Below are 21,996 nucleotides of genomic sequence, written 5' to 3' on the forward strand. Positions count from 1 at the left end.
GACGTTTTTTGATTGTCTCGTATTTTTACCGGAACAGGTCGGTTGTGTCACTCGTTCCCGCGAATAGACCTTCGTTATTTTTATAGGGGTACATCGATAGGTACACGTATGTCACAAGATGGCAATAACGTCTCGCGGCGTCGGTTCCTGACGGCCGCGGGGACCGCTGCAGCGACGGCCGCGCTCGCGGGTTGTTCCGGCGGCGGCGGCGAGGACACCACCACCGAGTCGGGCGAGACGACCGGCGAGGGCGAGACGGACCAGACCGAGCAGACCGAAGACGACGGTTCGGCGTCGGTCCTTCGCTACGGTCGCGGCAGTCACTCGCCGACGCTCGACTTCCAGAACAGCACGAGCGGCGAGGTCGCCAAGGTGACCGAACAGCTCTACGACACGCTCATCAACTTCGAGCCGGGGCAGTCCACGCTGACGCAGGGGCTCGCCACCGAGTACTCCCTCGAGGGCCAGTCGGCCTCCATCACGCTCCGCGAGGGCGTGATGTTCCACAACGGCGAGGAGTTCACGGCGGAGGACTTCGTGGCGACGTATCGCCGCTTCGTCGACAGCGACTACGAGTACTACGCCGGCGACGACTACGTCTCGGCGTACGGGCCGTTCACCCTCGGCTCGTGGATCGACGAGATTCAGGTCGACGGCGACTACTCGATGACGATTCAGCTGACCCAGTCGTACGCGCCGTTCCTGCGTAACCTGGCGATGTTCGCGGCGGCGGTCCACTCCCTCGCCGCAATCGAGGAGTACGGCACCGACCTCAGTTCGAACCCCGTGGGCACGGGTCCGTTCCAGCTGAGCAATCTCGACGACGCGAACGAACTCATCCGCCTCGAAGCCAACCCCGACTACTGGGGCGACGGGCCGAACGTGGACGAGGTCGTCTTCGTCACCATCGGCCAGAACTCGACGCGCGCCCAGTCGCTCGCGTCGGGCGAACTCGACATCATCGACGGGCTCGGCGCGCAGTCGTCCGTTCAGGTCGAGAACGCCAGCAACGCGAACCTCGTCCGCACCGAGGGAATCAACATCGGCTACATGGCGTTCAACATGGCGAGCCGCGAGGAGTTCCGCGACCGCCGCGTCCGGCAGGCCGTCAGCCACGCCATCAACACCGAGGCCATCGTCAACGAGATTTACTCGGGCTTCGCGACGCAGGCGAGCCAGCCGCTCCCGCCGAACGTCCTCGGTCACAACGACGACATCGACCCGTACCCGTACGACCCCGAAGAGGCCCAGCGCCTCCTCGAAGAGGCCGGCTACGGCGACGGCTTCTCGTTCGAACTGGCGACGTTCCAGAACCCCCGCGGCTACAACCCGTCGCCGATTCAGACCGCCGAGACCGTCGCGTCCAACCTCGGCGACGTCGGCATCGAGGTCGACATCAACCAGCAGTCGTTCGGTCCGTTCCTCGAATACACCGCCCAGGGCCGCCACGACGCGTGTTTCCTCGGCTGGTACACCGACAACGCCGACCCGGACAACTTCATGTACGTCCTCCTGCACCCGCAGGTAGAGGAGGGCGAACTCACGGAGGGACAGGACTGGGTCAGCTTCGACGCCGAAGGCTACAACACCAGTAACCGCTCGGCGTGGGCGAACCGCGAGTACATGGACCTCGTCGAACAGGGTCAGAGCACCTACGACGAGGCCGAGCGCGAGTCGCTGTACAACGAGGCGAACCAGATCGCACACGACGAGGCCCCGTGGGTCTACCTCGACTACGCGGACGAGCTTCGCGGCGTCTCCAACCGTGTCAGCGGGTTCCAGGTCGCCGCCATCAGCGGTCCGTACCTCAACCTCGTCAGCCTGAACTGAGGCACTGACCGCGCTTCGACTTTCATGATTTCCACACGATTCGTACTCAAGCGGCTGCTGTTGCTCGTCCCCGTACTGGTGGGAGTGGCGTCGCTCGTCTTCTCCATCCTGCATCTCTCGCCGGGCGACCCGGCGCTCACCATCGCGGGCGAGCGCGCCAGCGAGGAGTTCGTCCGGCAGGTCGAAGAGAGCCTCGGCCTGAACGACCCAATCTGGGTGCAGTACGGGCGCTTCCTCGCCGACGCCGCGCAGTTCCAGTTCGGCGAGTCCTTCATCATCCAGCGGAACACCCCGGTCCGCGAGGTGCTCGCCAACAAACTGCCGGTCACGCTCGAACTCGCTCTCTACGGCCAGCTTATCGGTATCTCGCTGGGCATCCCGCTCGGCATCCTGAGCGCCGTCAAGCAGGACAGCATCACGGACCACCTGACCCGCATCGGCGCGCTCGCCGGCATCAGCGTGCCCATCTTCTGGAGCGGTCCGCTTCTCATCCTGCTGTTCGCGCAGATGCTCGGATGGCTCCCGACGAGCGGCCGCATCTCGGTCCTCTACAACGTCGAGGCCATCCGGGTGACGGGGCTCGTCACGATTGACACGCTCCTCGCGGGCAACTGGGACATGTTCGTCTCCGCGGTCCGCCACATGATTCTCCCGGCGTCGGTCATCGGGGTTTACTCGATGGCGCTCATCTCCCGGATGATGCGCTCGTCGATGCTGGAGGTCATCCGGCAGGACTACATGCGGACCGCCCGCGCGAAGGGCCAAGGCGCGAAGATAACGGTCCTGAAACACGGCTTCCGCAACGCGATGATTCCCGTCATCACGGTCATCGGCATCCAGTTCGGTGGCCTGCTCGGCGGCGCAGTACTCACGGAGACGGTGTTCGCCATCGGCGGCATCGGGACGCTCCTGGTCGAGGCCATCAAGGTCGGCGACTACCCCATCGTGCAGGGGACGGTCCTGACGTTCGCGTTCCTGTTCACGCTGGTCAACCTCGGCGTCGACGTCACCTACTCCGTCCTTGACCCGAGGATCGAACAATGAGCACGGAAACCACGACCACGAACGAGACGTCGACCGAGGTCGACCAGCGCGGGCTCGTCGACCGCCTCACGGCGTCGCCGTTCGTCTCCCGCCTGCTGTCGAACCGCCTCGCGCTCGCCGGCATCGCCATCATCGTGGCGATGGTGGTCATCGCGCTGTACGCGCGGCTGTTCTTGGACCTCGAGGTCATCACGCAGTCGCAACTCGGGACAAACCCGAACCGCGCCGCGCCGAGTCTCGACTTCCCGTTCGGCACCGACGGACAGGCCCGTAGTCTCCTGCCGCGGGTTGCCTACGGCGCGTGGTACGCGATGCTGTTCGGCACCGTCACGGTCGCCGCCTCGACCGTCCTCGGCGTCGGCCTCGGCATCGTCGCGGCCTACTACGGCGACGTGACCGACAACGTCATCATGCGGACGATGGACGTGCTTCTCGCGTTCCCGTCGCTCCTCTTGGCGCTGGCGCTCGTCGCCATCTTCCCCGACGACCTCGGGCTGTGGCGGGCGGTCGCCGCGCTGACGCTCGTCTACACGCCGCGGTTCGCCCGCGTCGTCCGCGGGGCCGCGTTGACCGTGCTCGAAAACGAGTACATCGACGCGACGGTCGCGCTCGGCGCGGCCGACCCGCGCGTGCTGGTTCGGCACGTCCTGCCGAACTGCCTCGCGCCCATCACGGTCCAGAGCACGCTCAACTTCGGACTGGCTATCATCGACCTCGCGGCGCTGTCGTTCCTCGGCTTCGGTGCCGCGGCCGGCACGCCCTCGTGGGGCCTCATGCTCTCGAACGGCGTGAGTCAGGGCCTGCTCACCGGCGTCTGGTGGTGGTCGTTCTTCCCCGGGTTCTTCCTCGCGCTCACCGTGCTGGGGTTCAACCTCCTCGGCGACGGCATGCGCGACGCGCTCGACCCGCGGATGCGCGAAGCGGTCGACTGACCGCCCGTGTCAGCGCCACCGGAGCCGGGGGACGCGGATGCGGACGCGCGTCCCGCGCTCGAACGGGCGGCGGTTCGGTTCCGCCCCGTCGGCACCGCGGCCCTCGCGGGCGCGCTCGTCGCCGCCGTCTGGCTGGCCGCTCGGCTGGTCGTCGGTGACTTCTCGGCGAGCGTCGAGACGACGTTCGCGCTCGGCTCGCTCGCGTTCGGGTTCGGCCTCCTCGGGTGGTCCGGGGCGGTCGCGCTCGGCCGCGGCATCGAGTCGATGCAGGCGCACCTCGACACCGGAACGGGCTGGACGGAAGCGGACGCTCGGCGGGCGATGGCCCGGATTCTCGGGTTCGGACTCGGCGTGATGCTCGGGGCGACGGCGGTCGGTTCCGCCGTCTCCGTGTTCGTCGCCGCCGCCTGAGCCGGCCGAACGAAGACTCGGCGTCAGGCCTTCGGCAGTCGAAGCTCGATAACCGTCCCGTGCGGCTCGTTGTCCACGATTTCCATCGAGCCGTTGCTGTTCGTCACGGCCCAGCGGACGAACCAGAGTCCGAGCCCGTTCGTGTGCCGAAGCGGCGACTCCCGACCGGAGTTGAGCGATTCGCGTTCGAGCGACGGAATCCCCGGTCCGTCGTCGGCGACGCGGATGACGACCTGCTCCGGGCCGTCGTCCTCGCTGACCGAGAGTTCGATTTTGACCTCGTCGCCGCCGTAGACGACCGCGTTGTCGATGAGTTCGTTCACCGCGAGTTCGAACGTCTCGTGGGCGCACGCTCGCGTGTCCGCCGGCGAGTCGACGGTGATGGTCGCGTCGGGGTAGCTGAGCCGAGCGCCCTCGACCACGTTGCGGACGCAGTCGGCGACGTTCTGCGGTCGCACTCGCTCTGTCACGTCGGGGTCGAGCGCGGAGCTGAACTTCCGGGCCGTCTCGGCGAGCGAGAGCAGTTCGCTCGTCGCCCGCTCGATCGCCGCCGCCGACTCGCGCACGTCGCCGTCGTCGGTCCGCTCCAGCACCATCGTCGCGTGCGCCTGCGCGATGTTCATCTTGTTCCGGAGGTTGTGTCTGATGACGCGGTCGAGGACCGAGAGCCGGCGTTCGTGCTCTTGGAGTTCGGTCACGTCGCGGCCGACGCAGACGATGCCCTCGAACTCGTCCTCCGAAGACTTCGCCGCGATAGTCGTCTGAAACCGTCGCTCCGCGCCGTCTCGGTCGACGACGACCGTCTCCATGGTCTCTTTGTCGCTGTCGCCCGCGAGAAGCGACGCGATGGACTCCAACAGCGCTTGCGAGTGGTGCTCGCCGAACACCGTCGAGACGTGTTCGCCGACGAGGTCGTCGGGGTCGCGGCCCAGCAGATCGGCGGTCGCACTGTTCGCGAGGACGAACCGGAGGTTGTCGTCCAGCGTGTAAATCGGGTCCGCGGTCGTCTCGACGATGCGCTCGTAGCGTTCGAGTTCTCTCGACCGGGCCTTCCGCTCGGTGATGTCTTGGACGGTTCCCCGGAAGACGGGGCCGTCGGTTTCCGGCGTCGTGACGCCGCGGACGTTCACCCAACGCACCCCGCCGTCCGCCGTCACCAGCCGGCACCCGACCGACTGCTCTTCGCCGGTCGCAACGAGGCGCTCGAACGCCGCTCTAGCCTCGGGTTCGTCTTCGGAATGGTAGAACGAAAACGCCTCTTCGAGGTCGAACGTCTCGCCCGAGTCGACGCCGACGAGTTCGGCGAGCCCGCTCGTGAACAGGACGTCTCCGGTCCGTGTGTTGACCTCCCACGCACCGACCGAGGCGATTCTCTGGCTCTGGTCGAACAGGTCGAGCAATCGCTCGCGCTCGCGCACCTGTTGCTTCTGTGCTGTCACGTCCTCGATGGCGGCGATCACGCCGATTCGCTCCCCGTCGCTTCCGGTCAGGGGGGCGGCGTTGACGACGAGCCATCGGCGCTCGTCGGCGACGTCGATGCCGTGTTCGTAGCCACTGACTATCTCGCCGGTCTCTCTCACCCGGTCGAAGGGGAGGTCCTCGCGGCCGAGCGGGTCCCCCCGCTCGTCGACGAGGTCCCACTCGGGCGCGTCGTACGGCTGTCCGAGTACGACCGACCGCCGCAGACCGAGAATCCCCTGGGCCGCCTCGTTGGCGCGCACGACGACCTCGTCTTCGTTGAGGACCGCGATGCCGACCGGGCTCGTCTCGAAGAGCTGTTTGAGCGTCTGCGTCTCGTGGACGAGTTGGTTCCTGAGCGCGTGGCGGACGGTCGCGTCGGTCTGGAACCCGACGAAGTGGGTGAGTTCGCCGTCGTCGTACACCGGCGATATCTTCAGTTCGTTCCAAAAGGGCGTCCCGTCCTTCCGGTAGTTGGTGAGGCTGACCGCGGCGCTCTCACCGTTTTCGACCGCCTCGCGAAGCGTCTCGACCGGCTCGGAGTCGGTTTCGGCCCCCTGTAGGAACCGGCAGTTCCGGCCGACTGCCTCCTGTCGGTCGTAGCCGGTCATCTCCTCGAAGGCGTCGTTGACGTACGTGAGCGGTTGGTCGCCGTCGGCCTCGGTGATGGTGATGCCGACGGTCGCGCCGTCCATCGCGCGGCGGTACAGCGCGAGTTGGAGCGACTGCCGTCGGGTCTGGAGGAGCGACTCGACCCGCGACCGGATGACCGCGCTCGGCGCGGGCACCGCGAGCACGTCGTCGGGAACGTCGCTGAGGCGTCGCGCGGCGACGCGCTGTTCGTCTTGTTCGACCGTCAACACGACTGGCACGAAGCGGTCGCCCGCGTCCGATTTGCGCGCTTCGAGGTCGGCGGTGACGGCGGGGTAGGTCGCCATGTCGACGATACAGAGGTCGAACTCCGGGAGTGGGGGTCCGTCCTCGCGGCCGCGCTCCCAGACGACGACCTCGTACGCGTCGAGGAGGTCCGCCAGTAGCTCGCGGTCGCGAGCGCCGCGAACTGCGAGGAGTATCCGTTCCTCGCCGGACGCGTCACGCGCGGAACGTGCTCCGTTCCGGGACGCGTCTTCGTTCACGGTCACTCAGCCTCGTTCCACGTCGGCGTCCCCGTGAGGATGCCTCGAAGCCCGTCGAGCGGTTCGCCGACGGTGATGCCGTCCGTCCCGATTTCGAACGACTGGAGCGTCGGCTCGAAGCCCCCGAACCGCTTTTTGAGGACGCCGACGGCCTTGCGAATCTCGCCGCGAACCTCGATGTAGCGAATGAACAGGATGTTGTCCGCGAGGTAGCTCACGTGGTTGTCCGAGGCGTGGAACGCGCCGGTGACCTGCTGTACCTCCTCGGTCAACACGACCGTGACGCCCATGTTCTTGAGGTACCGCGCCAGCGCGTGGAGTTCGCGGCGGATGTCGCTTCGCTCGTCGGTGAGGCTGAGTTGGTAGCCGGCGGTGCCGTCTATCAGCACGAATTTCGTGTCGTTGGCCTCGACCTCGGCGCGAACCCGCTGGGCGAACTCGTCGGTCGAAAGCGAGAGTGGTTCGACCGCGTCGACCCGGAGGTCACCCGCCTCGACGAGGTCGTCTATCGGGATGCCGATGGACTCAGAGCGGTGTCGGAAGCTCCGTTTGCTTTCCTCGAAGAGGTAGATTGCGGCGCGCTCGCCGCGTTCGGCCGTCGCCCGCGCGAACGCGGCCCCGGTGGTGGACTTGCCGACGCCGCTCGGGCCGCTGACGAGCGTGATGCTCCCCCGCTCGATGCCGCCGCCGAGCAGGGCGTCGAGGTCGTCGATGCCCGACGAGAGCGGCTCGATAGTGAACTCGCGGTGGTGCGAGTCGGGGACGAGCCGCGGGAAGACGCGCATCCCGTGACCGCCGTCGATTCGCATGCCGTGCGGCCCCGCCTGAGAGTCCGACCCGCGGAACTTCTCGATGCGGACCGACCGCCCCGAATCGGACCGAGACAGCGATATCGAGCTGTCACAGAGGTACGCGAGCGTCTCGTCGGTGTCGCCGCTCGACGGCTGGCTCGTGAACAGCGTCGTCGCACCCGACCGCTTGAGGTAGCTCAGGAGCGACGAGACGAGCCGGCGGAACTGGTATCTGTCCGACGAGAGGCGACCGAGTTGGCTCAGCGGGTCGATGACGACTCTGTCGGGGTCGTGTTCCTCGATTGCCTCCCGGAGTTCGTTCGCCGTCGACTTCCCTTCGACCTCGCCCGGCGACAGCATCGTGTAGGCCTCGTCGTCGAGGAACGCCTCGGGCGACGGCCCCAAGTCGAGAATCGGAACCTCCGAGAGGTCGAATCCGAGCGTCTCGGCGTTCGCCCGGAGGTCGGCGTCCGACTCCTCGAAGGAGATGAAAAGCACGTCCTCGTCGTTTTCGCGTCCGGCGGTCAGGAAGTGGTAGCCGACGATGGTCTTTCCCGCCCCCGATTCCCCGCGGACCATGTACGTCCGGTTCGGCACCAGCCCGCCGTCCAGTACCGCGTCGAGCCCGGATATTCCCGTGGAGAGCCGCGGGGGGAAATTCGTCATGCTCTACACATCTGTCCGACGGACCAAGAAACTACCACCGTCTCGAACTGCCACGCCCCGGAACAGCACGCCTCAGTGGGGTGTCGGAACGAGAGCGTGCGTTCGGGGAGCCGTGGTGTTCGGCCGGTGAGTGGTGACGTCCGACGAAACTCAGGCGGCCTCGGCCTGCGTCGCGGTCTTTCGAATCTCGTCGAGGACGGAGTCGAGAGCGAGCACGTCGGACAGCGCCTCCATCGCACTGGAGAAGGGGACGTCGAGCGCGTAGCTGTAGTAGTTCCCGCGCGAACCGGTGCGGTTCTCCTCGGCCGAGAGGATGCCGAGCATCCGGAGGTCCGAGAGGTGGTTGTGGACCGACCGCTGGGCGAGCGGGTCGATGCCGGCGGAGTTACACAGCCGGAGGTACTCCTGATAGAGGTCGCGCATCCGACACGGCGTCTCGTCGTGGGCGGCCTTCGAGACGACCGCGAGGAGCGCGAAGTGGCCGTTTTCGGTGAGTTCGCGCATCCCTTCGACGACGCGCTCCTGTTCGAGTTTCTGCCGGGCGATGTCGACGTGGTCGAGCGTGATTCGCTCGTCGTCTTTGTTCTCGGCGTGTTCGCCCGCCAGCCGCAGGAGGTCCAGCGCCTGTCGCGCGCTCCCGCTGTCGCGGGCGGCGAGCGCCGCACAGAGGTTGAGCACGCCCTCCTCGCAGGCGTCCTCGGCGATGGCGACCTCCGCGCGCGATTCGAGGATGTTCTGGAGCTCGGGCGCTTGGTACGGCGGGAAGTGGAGTTCGCGCTCGCAGAGGGTGTCCTGCACGCGCGGGTCGAGCTGGTCGTGGAACTTGAAGTCGTTCGAGATGCCGATGAGGCCGACCTTGGCGTCTTCGAGTTTCCCGTTCGACCGCGCCCGCGGGAGTTCGTAGAGGAGTTCGTCGCGGTCGCCGATGGAGTCGACTTCGTCGAGGACGATGAGCACCGTCCCGCCCACGTCGTCCAGCTCCTGAAACAGCTTCTTGAAGACGGTCTGTTGGGGGTAGCCGGTCGAGCTAATCTCCGCGCCCGGCGGTCGAAGCTCGTTGACGAGTTCGACCGCCACCTGGTACGAGGAGTTGAGCGTCTTGCAGTTGATGGAGATGACGCTGAGGTCCACGTCGTCGTACTGCGAGACGTCTTCGAGGAGCATTTCGAGGAGGAACTCGGTGACCGCGGTCTTTCCCACGCCGGTGTTGCCGTACAGGAAGACGTTGTTCGGCTCCCAGCCGTCGACGACCGGTTGGAGCGCGTCCATGTACTCCGAAATCTCGTCGTCGCGCTCCTCGATGCGCTCGGGCTTGTAGGACTCCCCGAGGGCGTCCTTGTTGGTGAAGACGTTTTGTTTTCGCTCGAACCGGCGCATTAGCGTCGGTCTGTTGTAGCGTCCCCTTATTTAAAACCCCGATTTCATCTGATTCATGTGAATTGCGGCGGTGGTATCGGTAGGTGATGGGCGGCGTGTTCTCGTCTCGAATCGTCGTCTCCTGAATGTCTCTTGCTACCGAGTGTTGTGGTCCGTGTGAACTCGTTTGAACAGACACACACCACTATTGCAAGTGAACGAGAGTACGTGAGAGTGACTAGTAGAACAACAGAGCATGCGTTCAACTAAAGCGATGACATGAACCGGCGCTCACGATGCGAGTCCCGGCCAGACGAGTCTGAGGCGAGCGGCGCGTAGGCGACCTGAAACAGGAAGAATCACCTGCAACGGTGGTGGGTGGTGCGGGGCGGGTCCCGTTCGCGGTTCACTTGCACCGGTGCTCTCCCCGCGCAGTCGCCGATGCCACCCCCCCCACGGCGTCGCCGCGCTTCACGCGCAACGGTGGTGTCTGTGGGTGCGCCCCGACACCTCGCTCCACCGCCAATTCACTTGCAAACGTGGTGTGTGGGTGTCGAGCCTCGACTTTCGTCCGCCGCACGGACGAGTAGTTCACTTGTCGGAGTGGTCTGTCCGGCCGCGTCGTCTGCGGGCCTTCGTGTGGCACCACCGACACAGCGCGACCGACGCTCCGCTCGACTCGGCTGGTCGGCGGGATGACAGTCGTCCCTCCGACGACCGCTCCGTCCCTCGAAATGTCTTTACCTCGGTTACTGTTACCTACTCCCGTGGACCGTTCCGCCCTCCGCGCGCTCGCGCTCGCCCTCCTCGCGGTCGTCGCCCTCTCGGTCGTCGCCGCCACCATCGACTCGACCGTCGTCACCAGCGGCGGCCCGATAGGCTTCGGTGGCGGCGAGACCGGCGGCGCAGTCGCCGGAGACACAGACCGGACCGGCGTCCAACCGACCGGCGGTTCGTCCGGCAGTCTCAGCATCCCGACGCCGTGTCTCCCGTGGTTGCTCTCGCCCGGAATCCTCGCGGCCGTCGCCCTCGTCTTCGCCCTCCTCGGCGTGTACGCCTACCGCGAGACCGGTTCTCTGCTCCCGCCGCTCGCCATCTACGCGGCGGTCGGGCCGCCGGTCGTCCTGCTTTTCGCCCTCCTCACGGCGTGTCGCCGCGAGTCCTCGTTTTCGTCTCGCGCCGCGGCCGCCGCGCGGAACGTCTCGTTTCTCCCCGCCGGTGGCGGTGGCAGTCTCGGCGGCGGTGGCGCGGCCCAGAGCGTTTCACCGCCGACGGTGCTGTTCGGCCTCCTCCTCGCGGTCGCACTCGTCGTCGCGGTTTTCATGCTCGTGACGGGGACCGGCGACTCGCCCGAGGCCGACGGCGAAGCCGCCCCCGTCGACGAGGACGAAGGGCCGGACGTCGCCGCGGTCGGGCGGGCCGCCGGGGCCGCGGCCCAGCGCATCGAGGACGGCGACGCGGACGCGGAAAACGAGGTGTTCCGCGCGTGGGGCGAGATGACCGCGCTCCTCGACGTGCCGAACCGCCGCGCCGCGACGCCCGCCGAGTTCGCCGACTCGGCCGTCGACGCCGGCATGGACCGCGACGACGTGAGCGCCCTGACGACGTTGTTCGAGGAAGTTCGCTACGGCGGCTTCGAGGCGACGCCGGAGCGAGAACGCCGGGCGGTCGACGCGCTCAGGAACATCGAAGACGCCTACGCCGAGTCGGCGGAGGGCGACCGATGACGCTCGCACGCCGGCTGTTCGTGTTCGTCGGCGTCGTCGCCACGGTCGCCGGGTTCGCGGTCATCGCCGGCGTCTCGCTCGGCCTCGAACTGACGGACGTCTTCCTCGGCCTCGTCGCGGCGCTCGCGGCGTTGCAGGGCCTTCGGTACGTCCAACACCGCCGCGACACGACCCCGAACACCACGGTCACCGGCGACCCGGAAGCGCGGATTTCGGTCCCGGTTCCCGGTTCCGACTTCGACGACGACCTCGTGTCGGCGGCGGGTCGGCGAACCCGCTGGGCCGCCCGCGAGCGGGTCGTCGACCGCCTCGAAACCCGGGCCAAGGGGGCGCTCGTCGCCCGCGGCGGTCACGCTCCCGAGGAAGCGGCCGCGCTCCTCAAAACCGGCGGGTGGACCGACGACCCGGTCGCCGCGCGATTTCTCGGCGCGTCTGTCTCGGTTCCGCTTCGACAGCGCGTCCGACTCCTGCTGTCCGGTCAGTCGTCGCTTTCCGACCGCGCCGAACGGACCGTCGCCGCGATAGAGCGAGTCGGCACCGCCGACGACCCCGCGGGTGAGCGCCGATGAGTCGCGGCTTCGACACCGACCGCTGGACCGGCCTCGACGGTCTCGTCCTCGTCGCGGCCGCCGCCGGCGTGTTCACCCGCGAGCCGTCGCTCCTCCTCGCGGCCGGCCTCGGCGTCGTCGTCCTCGCCTACGTCCGGGTCGCGGCGATCCCCGAGGTGTCGCTCCGCGTCGAGCGCGACCTCTCGGACGCGACGCCCGACCCCGACGACGAGGTCGAAGTCACGCTCCGCGTCACCAACGAGGGGCCTCGGACGCTGTTCGACCTCCGCGTCGTCGACGGCGTGCCGCCGGCGCTCGGCGTGGCCGACGGCCCCGCCCGACTGGGGACTGCGCTCAGACCGGGAGCGACCGCCACCGCGACGTACACCGTCACGGCCGTCCGCGGCGAGCACGCGTGGGGCGAGACGGTCGTCGTCGTCCGCGACCCGAGCGGGGCCGTCGAGTCCCGCGAGACGTTCGGCGCCGAGACGACGCTCCGGTGTGAGCCCGAACTCGCCGCGACCGCCGACCTGCCGCTTCGGGGCCTCACCTCGAAGTACGCCGGGCGCGTCGAGACCGACGTGCCGGGGTCGGGACTGGAGTTCGCGTCCATCCGCGAGTACCGCCACGGCGACCCGATTCGCCGCATCGACTGGAACCGCCGCGCCCGCACGGGCGAACTCGCCACCGTGGAGTTCCGCGAGGAACGGGCCGCGGCCGTCGTGCTCGTCGTCGACACCCGCGCGGAGGCGCACGTCGCCCCCGACGACGGGGCCGAGACCGCGGTCGAGCGCTCCGTGGACGCCGCGAGCGTCGCCTTCTCGGCGCTCCTCGACGGCGGCGACAGCGTCGGCGTCGCGGCGTTCGGTCCCGACGAGTGCTGGCTCGCCCCCTCGTCGGGCGTCGACCACCGCGCCCGCGCCCGCCGGTTGTTCGCCACGCATCCGGCGTTCGCGGCGACGCCGCCGGACGGGGCGTTCTTCGCCTCCGTCGCTCTCAGACGGCTCCGTCGTCGACTCGCCAGCGACGCGCAGGTCGTCTTCTGCTCGCCGCTCGTGGACGACTACGCGGTCTCGGTCGCCCGTCGGTTGGAGGCCTACGGCCACGCCGTGACGGTCGTCTCGCCGAACCCGACGACGACCGCGACCGTCGGCGCGCGACTCGCGCGCATCGAGCGCGACCTGCGGCTCCGCGAACTCCGGCGGAGCGGCGTCCGCGTGGTGGACTGGAGTGACGAACCGCTCGGCGTCGCGCTCGCGCGGGCCGAAGCGGGGTGGTCGCGGTGAGCGAAATCACCCGCAAACCGACCCGGACGGGGACCGCGATGGCGCTGTCGGCCGCCGGATTCGCCATCCTCGCGCTCGGCTTTACCACGTCGACGGCGGCGGTCGGCGGCCTCGCCGCGACGGTCGCGCTCGCCGCCGGACTGGTCCGGGGTTCGCGGCGCATCGTCGACGCCGCGGGCGGGCTGTTCTTCCTCTCGCTCCTCTTTGCGGGCGCGAGCGGGGCCGGGACGGAGGCGCTGTTGCTCGCCGCGGTCGGGTCGATACTCGCGTGGGACCTCGCCGACAACGCGCGCTCCGTCGGCGACCACCTCGGCCGCGAGACCGACACGCTCCGGCTCGAACTCGTCCACGCGGCGGCGACGCTCGTCGTGCTCGCGGTCGGCGCGGCCGTCGTCTACGGCGCTGACCGGGCGGCCGCCGGCGGCCAGCCAATCACGGCCGTCGTCTTACTGCTGGTCGGCGTCGTCGCGCTCGTGGCGGTCGTCACGCGCTGAGCGGCCGTCCGCGTTGGTTTCCAGCTATTCCAGCGTCGGCACGGTCACCCGGCCGAGCACGTCGTCGACGACGTCCGATTTCCGCACGTCTTCGACCCGCGCGTCCGGCGTCAGGACGAGGCGGTGGGCGAGCACGGACTGCGCGACGCGCTTTACGTCGTCGGGCGTGACGAACTCTCGGCCCTCGATGACGGCGCGGGCGCGGGTCGCCTCGAACAGCCGCTGGGTCCCGCGGGGCGAGACGCCGATGCGGACCCGCCGGTCGGTGCGCGTCTCCCGCGCGAGCTTCGCCATGTATTCGAGCAGGTCGTCTTCGACGCGGACCGACTCGGGCGCGCGGCGGACGGCGGCGACGGCGTCGCGGTCGAGGACGCGTTCGACGCTCGGACTCTGTTCGCTCCGACCCGCGCGCCGGTGGAGAAGTTCGACCTCGCCGTCGAGGTCGGGATAGCCGATGGCCGACTTCACGACGAACCGGTCGACCTGCGCCTCGGGCAGGGTGAACGTCCCCTCCTGTTCGACGGGGTTCTGCGTGGCGATGACGAAGAACGGTTTCGGAAGCTGGTGCGTCTCGCCGTCGACGGTCACCTGTCCCTCTTCCATCGCTTCGAGGAGCGCGGCCTGCGTCTTCGGCGGCGCGCGGTTGATTTCGTCGGCGAGGACGACGTTGGCGAAGATGGGGCCGGGCGAGAACTCGAAGCTCCGCTCGCGCTCGTCGTAGATGTTCGTCCCGGTCACGTCGGCGGGAAGCAGGTCCGGGGTGAACTGCACGCGGGAAAACGACAGCCCGAGCGCGGTGGCGACGCTCCGCGCGGTGAGCGTCTTCCCGGTTCCCGGAACGTCTTCGAGGAGGACGTGGCCGCGGGCGAGGACGCCCGTCAGGACGGTTTCGAGGAAGGATCGGTCGGCGATGACGGCCTCCGAGACGGCGTCGAGCACCTCGTCGCACGTCTCGCTGGCCGTGTCGATGTCCATACACCTCTCGGGTCTGCGCGCGACTTATTCCCGTTGGTCGGTGGGGTCGGGTCGGCCGGTCGGTCGCCCGTCGTCCGTCGCCGACCTCGCCCGCTCCCGGTTCCTCCCGGCGCAGACCCGCCGACCGCATCCGTGTGACTCTCCGCCGCGGCCCTCGGAAATCGAAACGGATTAAACTATCCGCGAGAGAGACAACGATGGAAGCCGAGGTAGCCTAGCCCGGCCAAGGCGGTAGATTCGAAATCTACTGTCCATTCGGACACGTGAGTTCAAATCTCACCCTCGGCGCTTCTTCCGAACGTCACCCTGCGAGAGACGTTCATGTCTCTCGCCCCGCGTGACGAGGATGTGCGACGACCCGAAATTTGAACCAGCGAGCGAACGCAGTGAGCGAGTGAGGCTCAAATCTCTCCCTCGGCGCTTCTCGCGGCCACAACGTTCTGAGCGGCGCGTCTCGTCGCGCCACCGTGTCACTCCTCGATATCTTCTCTCGACTCCCACTCTCCCCAGTGAACGAGTTCGCTCGTGTCGATGCGCTCGCGCCAGCCCTCCCGCTGAAGCACCGGCTCCTCGGGAAATCCGTCTTCGGGGTAGCCGACGCAGAGATACGCAATCGGCTCGACGTGGTGCGGAATACCCAGCACCTCGCGGACTTCGTGCGGGTAGAGAAACGACACCCAGCCGACGCCGACGCCCTCGGCCCGCGCGGCCAGCCAGAGGTTCTGCACCGCGAGGCACGTCGAGTAGGCGTCCATCGCCTGCATCGTGTTGCGCCCGAGGACGTGCGGCGCGTCCCGCGTCGGGTCGCACGTGACGCAGATGTTCACCGGGGCGTCGGTGATGCCCTCCAACTTCAGCCGGCCGAACTCCGATTTTCGAGGCTCTCGATAGCCCTCGCGGGCCGCCGCAATCGCCCGCTCCGCGATGGACGCGATTTCCGCTTTCGTCTCGTCGTCCTCGACGACGACGAAGTCCCACGGTTGCGAGAAGCCGACGCTCGGGGCGTGATGGGCGGCGTCGAGCAGTCGCGCCAGCGTCTCCTCGGACACCGGGTCGTCGCCGAACCGCCGGATGTCCCGCCGCGCGTAAATCGACTTGTACACTCCCGACCGCTCGCGCTCCGTGAACCCAACCATCGTTTCGGTAGTCCAGACTGGATTGCAAATCGGTTCTGATACGCCAGACGGCTCACGCTTCGCCTGCCGAAATAGTTACTAATCAGACACGAATGGTGGACCGTATGGACGCCACACTCGAACACAGACTCGAAGTCATCATCGCCCTCCTGTTCCTGTTGCTCACCATCGAGGTCTACCGACTTGCCGGCTACTTCGGCGTCGCGTTCGTCATCGTGGCCACTCTCATCACCTTCGGACTGGGCTCGAAGCCGAGTTCGACCTGAGTCACGCTCTCCCCCGCGTGAGCGCCTCCCCCCGCGCAGTCCCTCGATTTCACTTTCACTCTACTAGGATGCGATACATATCCCCTGCCCGCGTCAGCGCAACTATGAGTGCGAACGTAGCAAGCGCGGACACGAGCGAACGGGGCGGGACGCGACGCATCGACGTGACGACGGTCCGGACCGGCCGCGTCGCCGACTTCGCGGAGACCGAACTCGGCGACGACGCTATCGGGTTCGAGCGCCGCGGCGGCTGGACCTACCTCGTCGCCAAAGAGACGCAGTAGTCCGGGTTCGGACTCGGTCGTCCCGGAGTAGGGAGAAAAACGCGGGAGCGGACGCGACGGTTTAGTTTTCTCAGTCGTCTGCCGACGCGGGCGTCGGCGACGTGTGGTTCGGCGCGAGCAGTCGGTCGAGCGCGTCTACCATCGCCTGAACGCTCGCTCGCGTGATGTCGGCGTGCGAGGCGGCGACGGTGACGCTCCGGTCGCCGAGCGACATCGTCACCTCGACGGTCACGACGGCGTCGGTGCCGCCGGTGATGGCGTCGACGTGGTACTCGTCGAGTTGGGCGTCGGCGTCGGGGCCGAGCGCCTCGCGGACGGCCTTCACCGCGGCGTCGACCGGGCCGGACCCGGTGCCCGAGGCGACGCGTTCCTCGTCCTCGACGCGGAGGCGGACGCTCGCGGTCGGAGTGCCGCCGCCCGAGGCGGCCGTGAGGTCGAGCAGTTCGACCTGTCGGGCGCGCTCGCGGCCCTGGACGTCCTCTGCGAACGCGAGGAGGTCGGCGTCGGTGACGCGCTTGCCGCGGTCGCCGAGTTCCTTCACGCGCTCGACGACGGCCGCGACCTCCTCGTCGGTGGCGTCGACGCCGTGTTCCTCCAGCGCGGCCTTGACGCCGGCGCGACCGGCGTGCTTCCCGAGGACGAGGCGGCGCTCGCGGCCGACCGTCTCCGGCGGGTACGGCTCGTACATCGCGTCGTCCTTGAGCGTCCCGTCGGTGTGGATGCCGCTCTCGTGCGTGAACGCGTTCTGGCCGACGACCGCCTTGTTCGGCGGGAGCGCGACGCCCGTGGCCTGTGCGACCTTCTGGGCGAGCGCGTACAGTTCGTCGAGTTTCACCGTCTCGACGTCGTAGCAGTGGTCGAGCGCGATGGCGACCTCTTCGAGCGCGACGTTGCCGGCGCGCTCGCCGATGCCGTTGACCGTGGTGTGGACGAGGTCGGCACCCGCGGCGAGGCTGGCGTGGACGTTCGCCATCGCGAGGCCGAGGTCGTCGTGGGTGTGCGTCGAGGTCGGACCCAACTCGGCGAGTCGGGAGACGACCTCGTAGGTGTGTTCGGGGCTCGTGTGGCCGACCGTGTCGGCGAAACAGAAGCGGTCGGCGCCGGCGTCGTGGCTGGCGCGCGCGAGCGATTCGAGGAACTCCGGGGCGGCCCGCGAGCCGTCCTCGCCGATGACCTCGACCCAGAGGCCGTGGTCCTTCGCGTAGGCGACGAGTTCGTCGGTCGTCTCGACGACGTCCTCGCGGGTCGTCCCGACCTTCGACTCGACGTGGCGGTCGCTCGCCGGGACGACGAGCGTGATGCCGTCGACGTCGCAGTCGAGCGCGAGGTCGACGTCGTTCTTGACGCCGCGGGCGAAACTCGTCACCGTCGCGTCGAGGCCGAGCGACGTGACGCGCTTTATGGTCTCGCGCTCGCCGGGGCCGGTGCAGGCGCTTCCGGCCTCGATGTAATCGACTTCGGCGCGGTCGAGCGCCTGGGCGATGTCGGCCTTCTGGGCCGGCGTCAGCGAGACGCCGGGGGCCTGCTCGCCGTCGCGGAGCGTGGTGTCTAAGAGCTGTACTGAATCAGAAGTGCGTAGCTCGGGGGTCTTCCCGAATCGTTCGTTCACGGTAGAATCGTGTCCTTGTGGGTTAGAACCGTCGAATTTCACAGCCAGCCGTCTCGCGACGACTTACTCTATCCTCCGTCGGTGTGGTAGGTTCCGACATAGTAGTTGAACACATTTGTCGATGAAGGGATAAAAGAGATGGTTCCGACAGAAATTGGTGTCTCTCCGGGGACCGCGCTGGACGGGCGTTGATTCGAGACCGGCGAGTCACTCCGAAACCTCGACCAAGTCGCCCGGTTCGACGCTGTCGGCCGCCCCCGCGGGGAGTTCGACGATGGTGTCGGCCATCCCGAAGCCGATGCCCGTCCACGCCGACAGCCGCTTTTTCTTCGTCACCTCGTCGCCGACGAGCCAGAGCGCGTCGATGTCGAAGGGGACGAACACCATGTGGAGGCTGTGGCGGTCGGCGTCGTCGAACCGGAAGACGAGCGCGTAGTCGTCCGGCACGGAGCCGCGGAACATCAGCCCGCGCGCCTGCGAGAGAAACGAGTCGGCCGTCTCGACGTTCGACGCGAGGGTCGATTGGTCTCCGTTCTGTCGGTGAACGAGTCTCACGGGGCCGGCTTCGACGGCGGACGTGATGAAACCACCGCCGAGACGGCGGGCCGTCCGCCGCCGAGAGCAACGTTTAGGCTTGCCCCGCCCCGAACGCGCGCCATGGAGCGGACGCCGACAGGGACGCCCGTGGGAGTCGACGACCCCTACGACCACGCCGGCCGTTGCGACCACCTCACGAGCGACGGCGCGTGCCGGCTCGCCCGCGAGTACGCCGACCGCGACCCGGCGTTCGCCCGCGAGCGCGCCCGAGCGGACTACGACTGCGTCGCGGCCGCCGAGGGCTGTGTCTTCCGCGACTGCCCGCACTACGCCTCGACGACGAGCGGCCGCGAGTGCGTTCGGTGCGGCCTCGAAGAGGTCCGGATGGCCCACGATTCGACCGCTCGCCCCTTACTCGAAGAACACCATCTCTCGTACGGCGGCCGCGGAAGCGACGGTGACGGCGACGGCGACGAACCCTCCCACGAGATTACGGTCGCGCTGTGTCGGTGGTGCCACACGAAGGTCCACAAGTCGTTCGCCCGCATCGACGACGACGCCTCACCCGACGTCGAGGCGCTCGCCGAGCGGGAGGGCCGCCGGACGAAGGAACTCGACGAACTCGGGTTCCAGACGGCCCGGGACCGCGCCGGCGACGAGTGAGTCGCCGTGGCGACTCCCGTCTCCAACCGCCCTCGACGTGCCAATCTGATGCACGGATACGCGTATCTCGACCACTCTTCGATTGACTTTTAGGCACGGTGGTCCAATCCGGGACATGACCCGCATCGTCGTCATCGACAACCACGGGCAGTTCACCCACCTCGAACGGCGCGCGCTCCGCGACCTCGGCGTCGACACCGAACTCGTCGACAACGACACCGACCCCGCGGACATCGACGCGGACGGCATCGTCCTCTCCGGCGGCCCCGACATGGACCGCATCGGCCGCAGTGCCGACTACCTCGACCTCGGCGTGCCCGTCTTGGGCATCTGTCTCGGCATGCAGATTCTCGCGGAAGAACTCGACGGTCGCGTCGGCTCCGGCGACTACGGCGGCTACGCCGACGTGGACGTGGAAATCCTCGACGAGGACGACCCCCTTATCGGCTCGCTCGCCCCCGAGACCCGCGTCTGGGCCAGCCACGCCGACGAGGTCAAGGAGGTCCCCGAGGGCTTCACGCACACCGCCACGAGCGACGTGTGTACCATCGAGGCCATGAGCGACACCGACCGCGACCTCTACGGCGTCCAGTGGCACCCCGAGGTCGCCCACACCGACGAGGGCGAGGAAGTGTTCGAGAACTTCATCGACATCTGCGAGCGATAGCCGGCGTCTGCGAGCAGTAATCGAGAGCTGAGCGGTCGGCCGTCTTCGACGCGACCGCGACCGCGTTCTCCGCGGTGACTCGTCGCGTTCTCTCCTGTCGCCGCGACTCACTTCTCCTGTCGCCGCCGCGGAAAACCGCATCCCGGCGACGCGACGCAATCTCTCACGGTCGTTCCTCGGACGCAAGCCGAGACATTTACCGGCCTCCGTTCTGTCTGTTCGGGAAATGACCTCCACCCAGAGCGACCTCGCTGGGCTCTCGCGGTTCATCTTCCGCGCGCCCAGCTGGTACACGAGTCTCGGGTTCGCCCTGCTCGTCGCCGCGATGGCGGGTATCGGCGCGTTCGACTCCGGGGACCTCGCCGGGTCGTGGCGGGGCATCTTCTTCCTCGGGAGAGACGCTTGGGAAGGCATCTTCTTCATCGGGATTCCGACCGTCGTCGCGGCGTTCGGCACCACCGGCGTCGACCGGTTCGTCGGCGGGAAGCTGACGCACAACCGCTCGTCGCTCCTCGCGCTCGCCGGCGAGGTAATCATCGTCACGTTCCTCACCGGAGCCGCCATCGTCTCCGTCTTTACGGGCCTCGGCCAGACGTTCATCTTCGACGCGCTCGTGGTCGCCCTCGCGTCGGTGTTCGCCTTCCGCCTGCTCATCGTGATGGCCGTCTCGCGGTCGTCGTTGCTCATCGCGGCGGTCCCGGCGAGCATCCAGACGCTCACGTCCGCCGCCCTCCTGTTCGTCTACAGCGGGACGCTCCGCTTCTTCGAGGTCGGCGGCCCCATCCTCGACGCCTATCTGATGCCCTACCTCGCCCGCCCCGACCGGGCCCCGCCGGAGCTGTCGGCCATCGCGCTGAGTCACTTCCAACTCCTCGCTATCACCTGCGTGATGTACGCCATCGGCGTCTACGTCTTCCTCCGCATCGTCGACCGCCCGTGGCGTCGCGGGCTCGGCGTGTCGGTCCTCGACTTCATCCGCGGGTTTATCGGCCACATCGCCGAGGGCACCCGCGAACTGGAGGACTTCTTCGAACAGCTCGGACAGGAGGCCATCGTCCCCGTCACCGTGCTCTCGTTCGAGCGCGAGGACGGCACCGAGAAGGCGCGGTTCGTCCTGCCGATGATTCACCCCGGGCCGATGGGCGAAATCGGCGGCGGCAACTTCCCCGAGCGCGTCGCCCGCCGGGGCGAGGGACTCGTGTTCCCGCCCCACGCGACCGCGGGGCACGACTTCAACCTCGTGACCGAACGCGAGGTGGACGTGGTCCTCGACGCGGCCGACGACGCCTACGAGCGCATCGAGTACAGCTCCGACGTGACAGAAAGCGTCCGCGTGCAGTCCGGCGACGCGAAGATGCTCGGTCAGCGCTTCGGCGACGACGCGCTCCTCGTCTCGACGTACGCCCCGCAGTTCGCGGACGACGTCGAGTACGCGGTCGGCCTCTCGGCGTCCGCAGAGGCCCGAACGTCGGGACTGCGCGACGTGCTTCTCGTCGACGCCCACAACTGCAACAACGGGCTTCAGGGTCCCGACCTCGGCCACGTCACGCCGGGGAGCAAGCGGTCGTTCGACATGATTACCGCCGCCGGACTCGCGGGCGAGGAGCTCTCGGCGTCGCCGTCCGGGTCGCTCTCGCTGGGAACGGCGTTCGACCCGACCGACTGGACGACGCGGGAGGGAATCGGCCCGCTGGGCATCCGCGTGGCCGCGACGACCGTCGGCGACCAGACGACCGCGTACGTCCTCATCGACGGCAACAACATGGAACCGGGCCTGCGCGACCGCATCGTCGAGGGGCTGACGACCGGCCCGGACGCGAGAGCCGACGTGGCCGAGGTGATGACGACGGACACCCACATCGTCAACACCGTCGAGGCGGAAAATCAGGTCGGCGCGGCCATCGACCCCGACGAACTCCGCGAGACCATCGAGCGCCTCGTCGACGACGCGCTCGCGGACGCCGAGCCGGTCGTCGCCGGCATGGCGACCGAACGCGCGGAGGTGACGATTTTCGGCAACGACCGCACCGAGACGCTCGCCAGCCACGCCAACGTCGTCGTCTCGATGGGCGGGGCGCTCGCAATCGCGCTCATCCTCGCGGCGATGGCGGTCAGCCTGCTCGTGTTCTTCCTCGCGTAGATGACGCCGGCGGCCGGCGGCTCGTCTTCGTCCGGCGCTC

General features: G+C 68.1%; 20 protein-coding genes and 1 tRNA gene. 14 read left to right on the forward strand and 7 right to left on the reverse strand.

From position 1 onward, the window contains the following. Window positions 1–108 precede the first annotated feature (108 nt). The 4 genes from IEV64_RS08125 to IEV64_RS08140 are packed head-to-tail and all read left to right on the forward strand — an operon-like array spanning window position 109 to window position 4,217. Window positions 109–1,830, forward strand: coding sequence for an ABC transporter substrate-binding protein (locus tag IEV64_RS08125; protein WP_007275768.1), 1,722 nt, complete (start codon window positions 109–111; stop codon window positions 1,828–1,830). Window positions 1,831–1,854: 24 nt separating this feature from the next. Next, window positions 1,855–2,874 carry an ABC transporter permease gene (locus tag IEV64_RS08130; protein ID WP_007275767.1) on the forward strand — a complete coding sequence of 340 codons (1,020 nt, stop codon included), beginning with the start codon at window positions 1,855–1,857 and terminating at the stop codon, window positions 2,872–2,874. After that, a complete protein-coding gene (locus IEV64_RS08135) occupies window positions 2,871–3,806 on the forward strand; it encodes an ABC transporter permease (RefSeq protein ID WP_188423598.1) in 936 nt (311 codons plus the stop codon). Before IEV64_RS08130 ends, IEV64_RS08135 begins: the two co-directional genes overlap by 4 nt. A gap of 6 nt (window positions 3,807–3,812) precedes the next feature. Then, on the forward strand, window positions 3,813–4,217 hold the full coding sequence (locus IEV64_RS08140; RefSeq protein WP_188423599.1) for a DUF7268 family protein: 405 nt from the start codon (window positions 3,813–3,815) through the stop codon (window positions 4,215–4,217). A gap of 23 nt (window positions 4,218–4,240) precedes the next feature. Here the strand turns inward: IEV64_RS08140 and IEV64_RS08145 are convergent, their stop codons facing one another. The 3 genes from IEV64_RS08145 to IEV64_RS08155 all read right to left on the reverse strand — a co-directional run bounded on the left by IEV64_RS08145 (window position 4,241) and on the right by IEV64_RS08155 (window position 9,645). Further along, window positions 4,241–6,817, reverse strand: coding sequence for a PAS domain S-box protein (locus IEV64_RS08145; protein WP_188423600.1), 2,577 nt, complete (start codon window positions 6,815–6,817; stop codon window positions 4,241–4,243). Continuing rightward, on the reverse strand, window positions 6,814–8,268 hold the full coding sequence (locus tag IEV64_RS08150; protein WP_188423601.1) for an ATPase domain-containing protein: 1,455 nt from the start codon (window positions 8,266–8,268) through the stop codon (window positions 6,814–6,816). The genes IEV64_RS08145 and IEV64_RS08150 overlap by 4 nt, the downstream gene beginning before the upstream one ends. A gap of 150 nt (window positions 8,269–8,418) precedes the next feature. Next, window positions 8,419–9,645, reverse strand: coding sequence for an orc1/cdc6 family replication initiation protein (locus tag IEV64_RS08155; RefSeq protein ID WP_004065096.1), 1,227 nt, complete (start codon window positions 9,643–9,645; stop codon window positions 8,419–8,421). Window positions 9,646–10,391: 746 nt separating this feature from the next. On the opposite strand from IEV64_RS08155, the gene IEV64_RS08160 reads away from it, so the two are divergent. Genes IEV64_RS08160 through IEV64_RS08175 form a run of 4 tightly spaced genes read left to right on the forward strand, consistent with a single transcriptional unit; the run spans window position 10,392 to window position 13,679 of the window. Continuing rightward, window positions 10,392–11,351, forward strand: a complete 960-nt coding sequence (locus tag IEV64_RS08160) for a DUF4129 domain-containing protein (protein ID WP_188423602.1) — start codon at window positions 10,392–10,394, stop codon at window positions 11,349–11,351. Further along, a complete protein-coding gene (locus IEV64_RS08165; protein ID WP_007275760.1) occupies window positions 11,348–11,920 on the forward strand; it encodes a DUF7269 family protein in 573 nt (190 codons plus the stop codon). The genes IEV64_RS08160 and IEV64_RS08165 overlap by 4 nt, the downstream gene beginning before the upstream one ends. Further along, complete coding sequence (locus tag IEV64_RS08170) at window positions 11,917–13,185, forward strand: DUF58 domain-containing protein (protein WP_188423603.1); 1,269 nt, start codon at window positions 11,917–11,919, stop codon at window positions 13,183–13,185. Before IEV64_RS08165 ends, IEV64_RS08170 begins: the two co-directional genes overlap by 4 nt. Next, on the forward strand, window positions 13,173–13,679 hold the full coding sequence (locus IEV64_RS08175) for a DUF7519 family protein (RefSeq protein ID WP_007275758.1): 507 nt from the start codon (window positions 13,173–13,175) through the stop codon (window positions 13,677–13,679). The genes IEV64_RS08170 and IEV64_RS08175 overlap by 13 nt, the downstream gene beginning before the upstream one ends. A 24-nt stretch (window positions 13,680–13,703) precedes the next feature. On the opposite strand, the gene IEV64_RS08180 is transcribed toward IEV64_RS08175, so the two are convergent. Further along, window positions 13,704–14,654, reverse strand: a complete 951-nt coding sequence (locus IEV64_RS08180) for an AAA family ATPase (RefSeq protein WP_188423604.1) — start codon at window positions 14,652–14,654, stop codon at window positions 13,704–13,706. A 203-nt stretch (window positions 14,655–14,857) separates the two neighbouring features. Between IEV64_RS08180 and IEV64_RS08185 the strand changes: the two genes are divergently transcribed. Further along, window positions 14,858–14,942 (forward strand) — tRNA-Ser (locus tag IEV64_RS08185). A gap of 182 nt (window positions 14,943–15,124) precedes the next feature. Here the strand turns inward: IEV64_RS08185 and bluB are convergent. After that, window positions 15,125–15,790: a 5,6-dimethylbenzimidazole synthase gene (bluB, locus tag IEV64_RS08190; RefSeq protein ID WP_188423605.1), complete on the reverse strand. Its 666-nt coding sequence runs from the start codon at window positions 15,788–15,790 to the stop codon at window positions 15,125–15,127. A 104-nt stretch (window positions 15,791–15,894) separates the two neighbouring features. Here bluB and IEV64_RS08195 point away from each other — a divergent pair, with 104 nt between their 5' ends. Beyond that, entirely contained in the window at window positions 15,895–16,056 is a 162-nt protein-coding gene (locus tag IEV64_RS08195; protein WP_007275755.1) for a hypothetical protein, read from the forward strand. 104 nt (window positions 16,057–16,160) lie between these two features. After that, on the forward strand, window positions 16,161–16,340 hold the full coding sequence (locus IEV64_RS08200; RefSeq protein ID WP_004970228.1) for a hypothetical protein: 180 nt from the start codon (window positions 16,161–16,163) through the stop codon (window positions 16,338–16,340). A 70-nt stretch (window positions 16,341–16,410) separates the two neighbouring features. On the opposite strand, the gene IEV64_RS08205 is transcribed toward IEV64_RS08200, so the two are convergent. Together IEV64_RS08205 and IEV64_RS08210 are read right to left on the reverse strand one after the other, a co-directional pair. After that, on the reverse strand, window positions 16,411–17,949 hold the full coding sequence (locus IEV64_RS08205) for a (R)-citramalate synthase (RefSeq protein WP_007275754.1): 1,539 nt from the start codon (window positions 17,947–17,949) through the stop codon (window positions 16,411–16,413). Window positions 17,950–18,156: 207 nt separating this feature from the next. Further along, window positions 18,157–18,504 (reverse strand): DUF192 domain-containing protein, encoded by a 348-nt coding sequence (locus tag IEV64_RS08210; protein WP_007275753.1) that lies wholly within the window; start codon window positions 18,502–18,504, stop codon window positions 18,157–18,159. Window positions 18,505–18,606: 102 nt separating this feature from the next. Between IEV64_RS08210 and IEV64_RS08215 the strand changes: the two genes are divergently transcribed. The 3 genes from IEV64_RS08215 to IEV64_RS08225 all read left to right on the forward strand — a co-directional run bounded on the left by IEV64_RS08215 (window position 18,607) and on the right by IEV64_RS08225 (window position 21,956). Continuing rightward, a complete protein-coding gene (locus tag IEV64_RS08215) occupies window positions 18,607–19,149 on the forward strand; it encodes a DUF7097 family protein (RefSeq protein WP_188423606.1) in 543 nt (180 codons plus the stop codon). Window positions 19,150–19,264: 115 nt separating this feature from the next. Continuing rightward, window positions 19,265–19,816 (forward strand): GMP synthase subunit A, encoded by a 552-nt coding sequence (locus tag IEV64_RS08220; protein WP_188423607.1) that lies wholly within the window; start codon window positions 19,265–19,267, stop codon window positions 19,814–19,816. A gap of 226 nt (window positions 19,817–20,042) precedes the next feature. Then, window positions 20,043–21,956: a DUF2070 family protein gene (locus IEV64_RS08225; protein WP_007275751.1), complete on the forward strand. Its 1,914-nt coding sequence runs from the start codon at window positions 20,043–20,045 to the stop codon at window positions 21,954–21,956. Window positions 21,957–21,996: the final 40 nt, after the last annotated feature.

The sequence above is a fragment of the Haloferax sulfurifontis genome (genome assembly GCF_014635105.1).
GTDB lineage: Archaea > Halobacteriota > Halobacteria > Halobacteriales > Haloferacaceae > Haloferax > Haloferax denitrificans.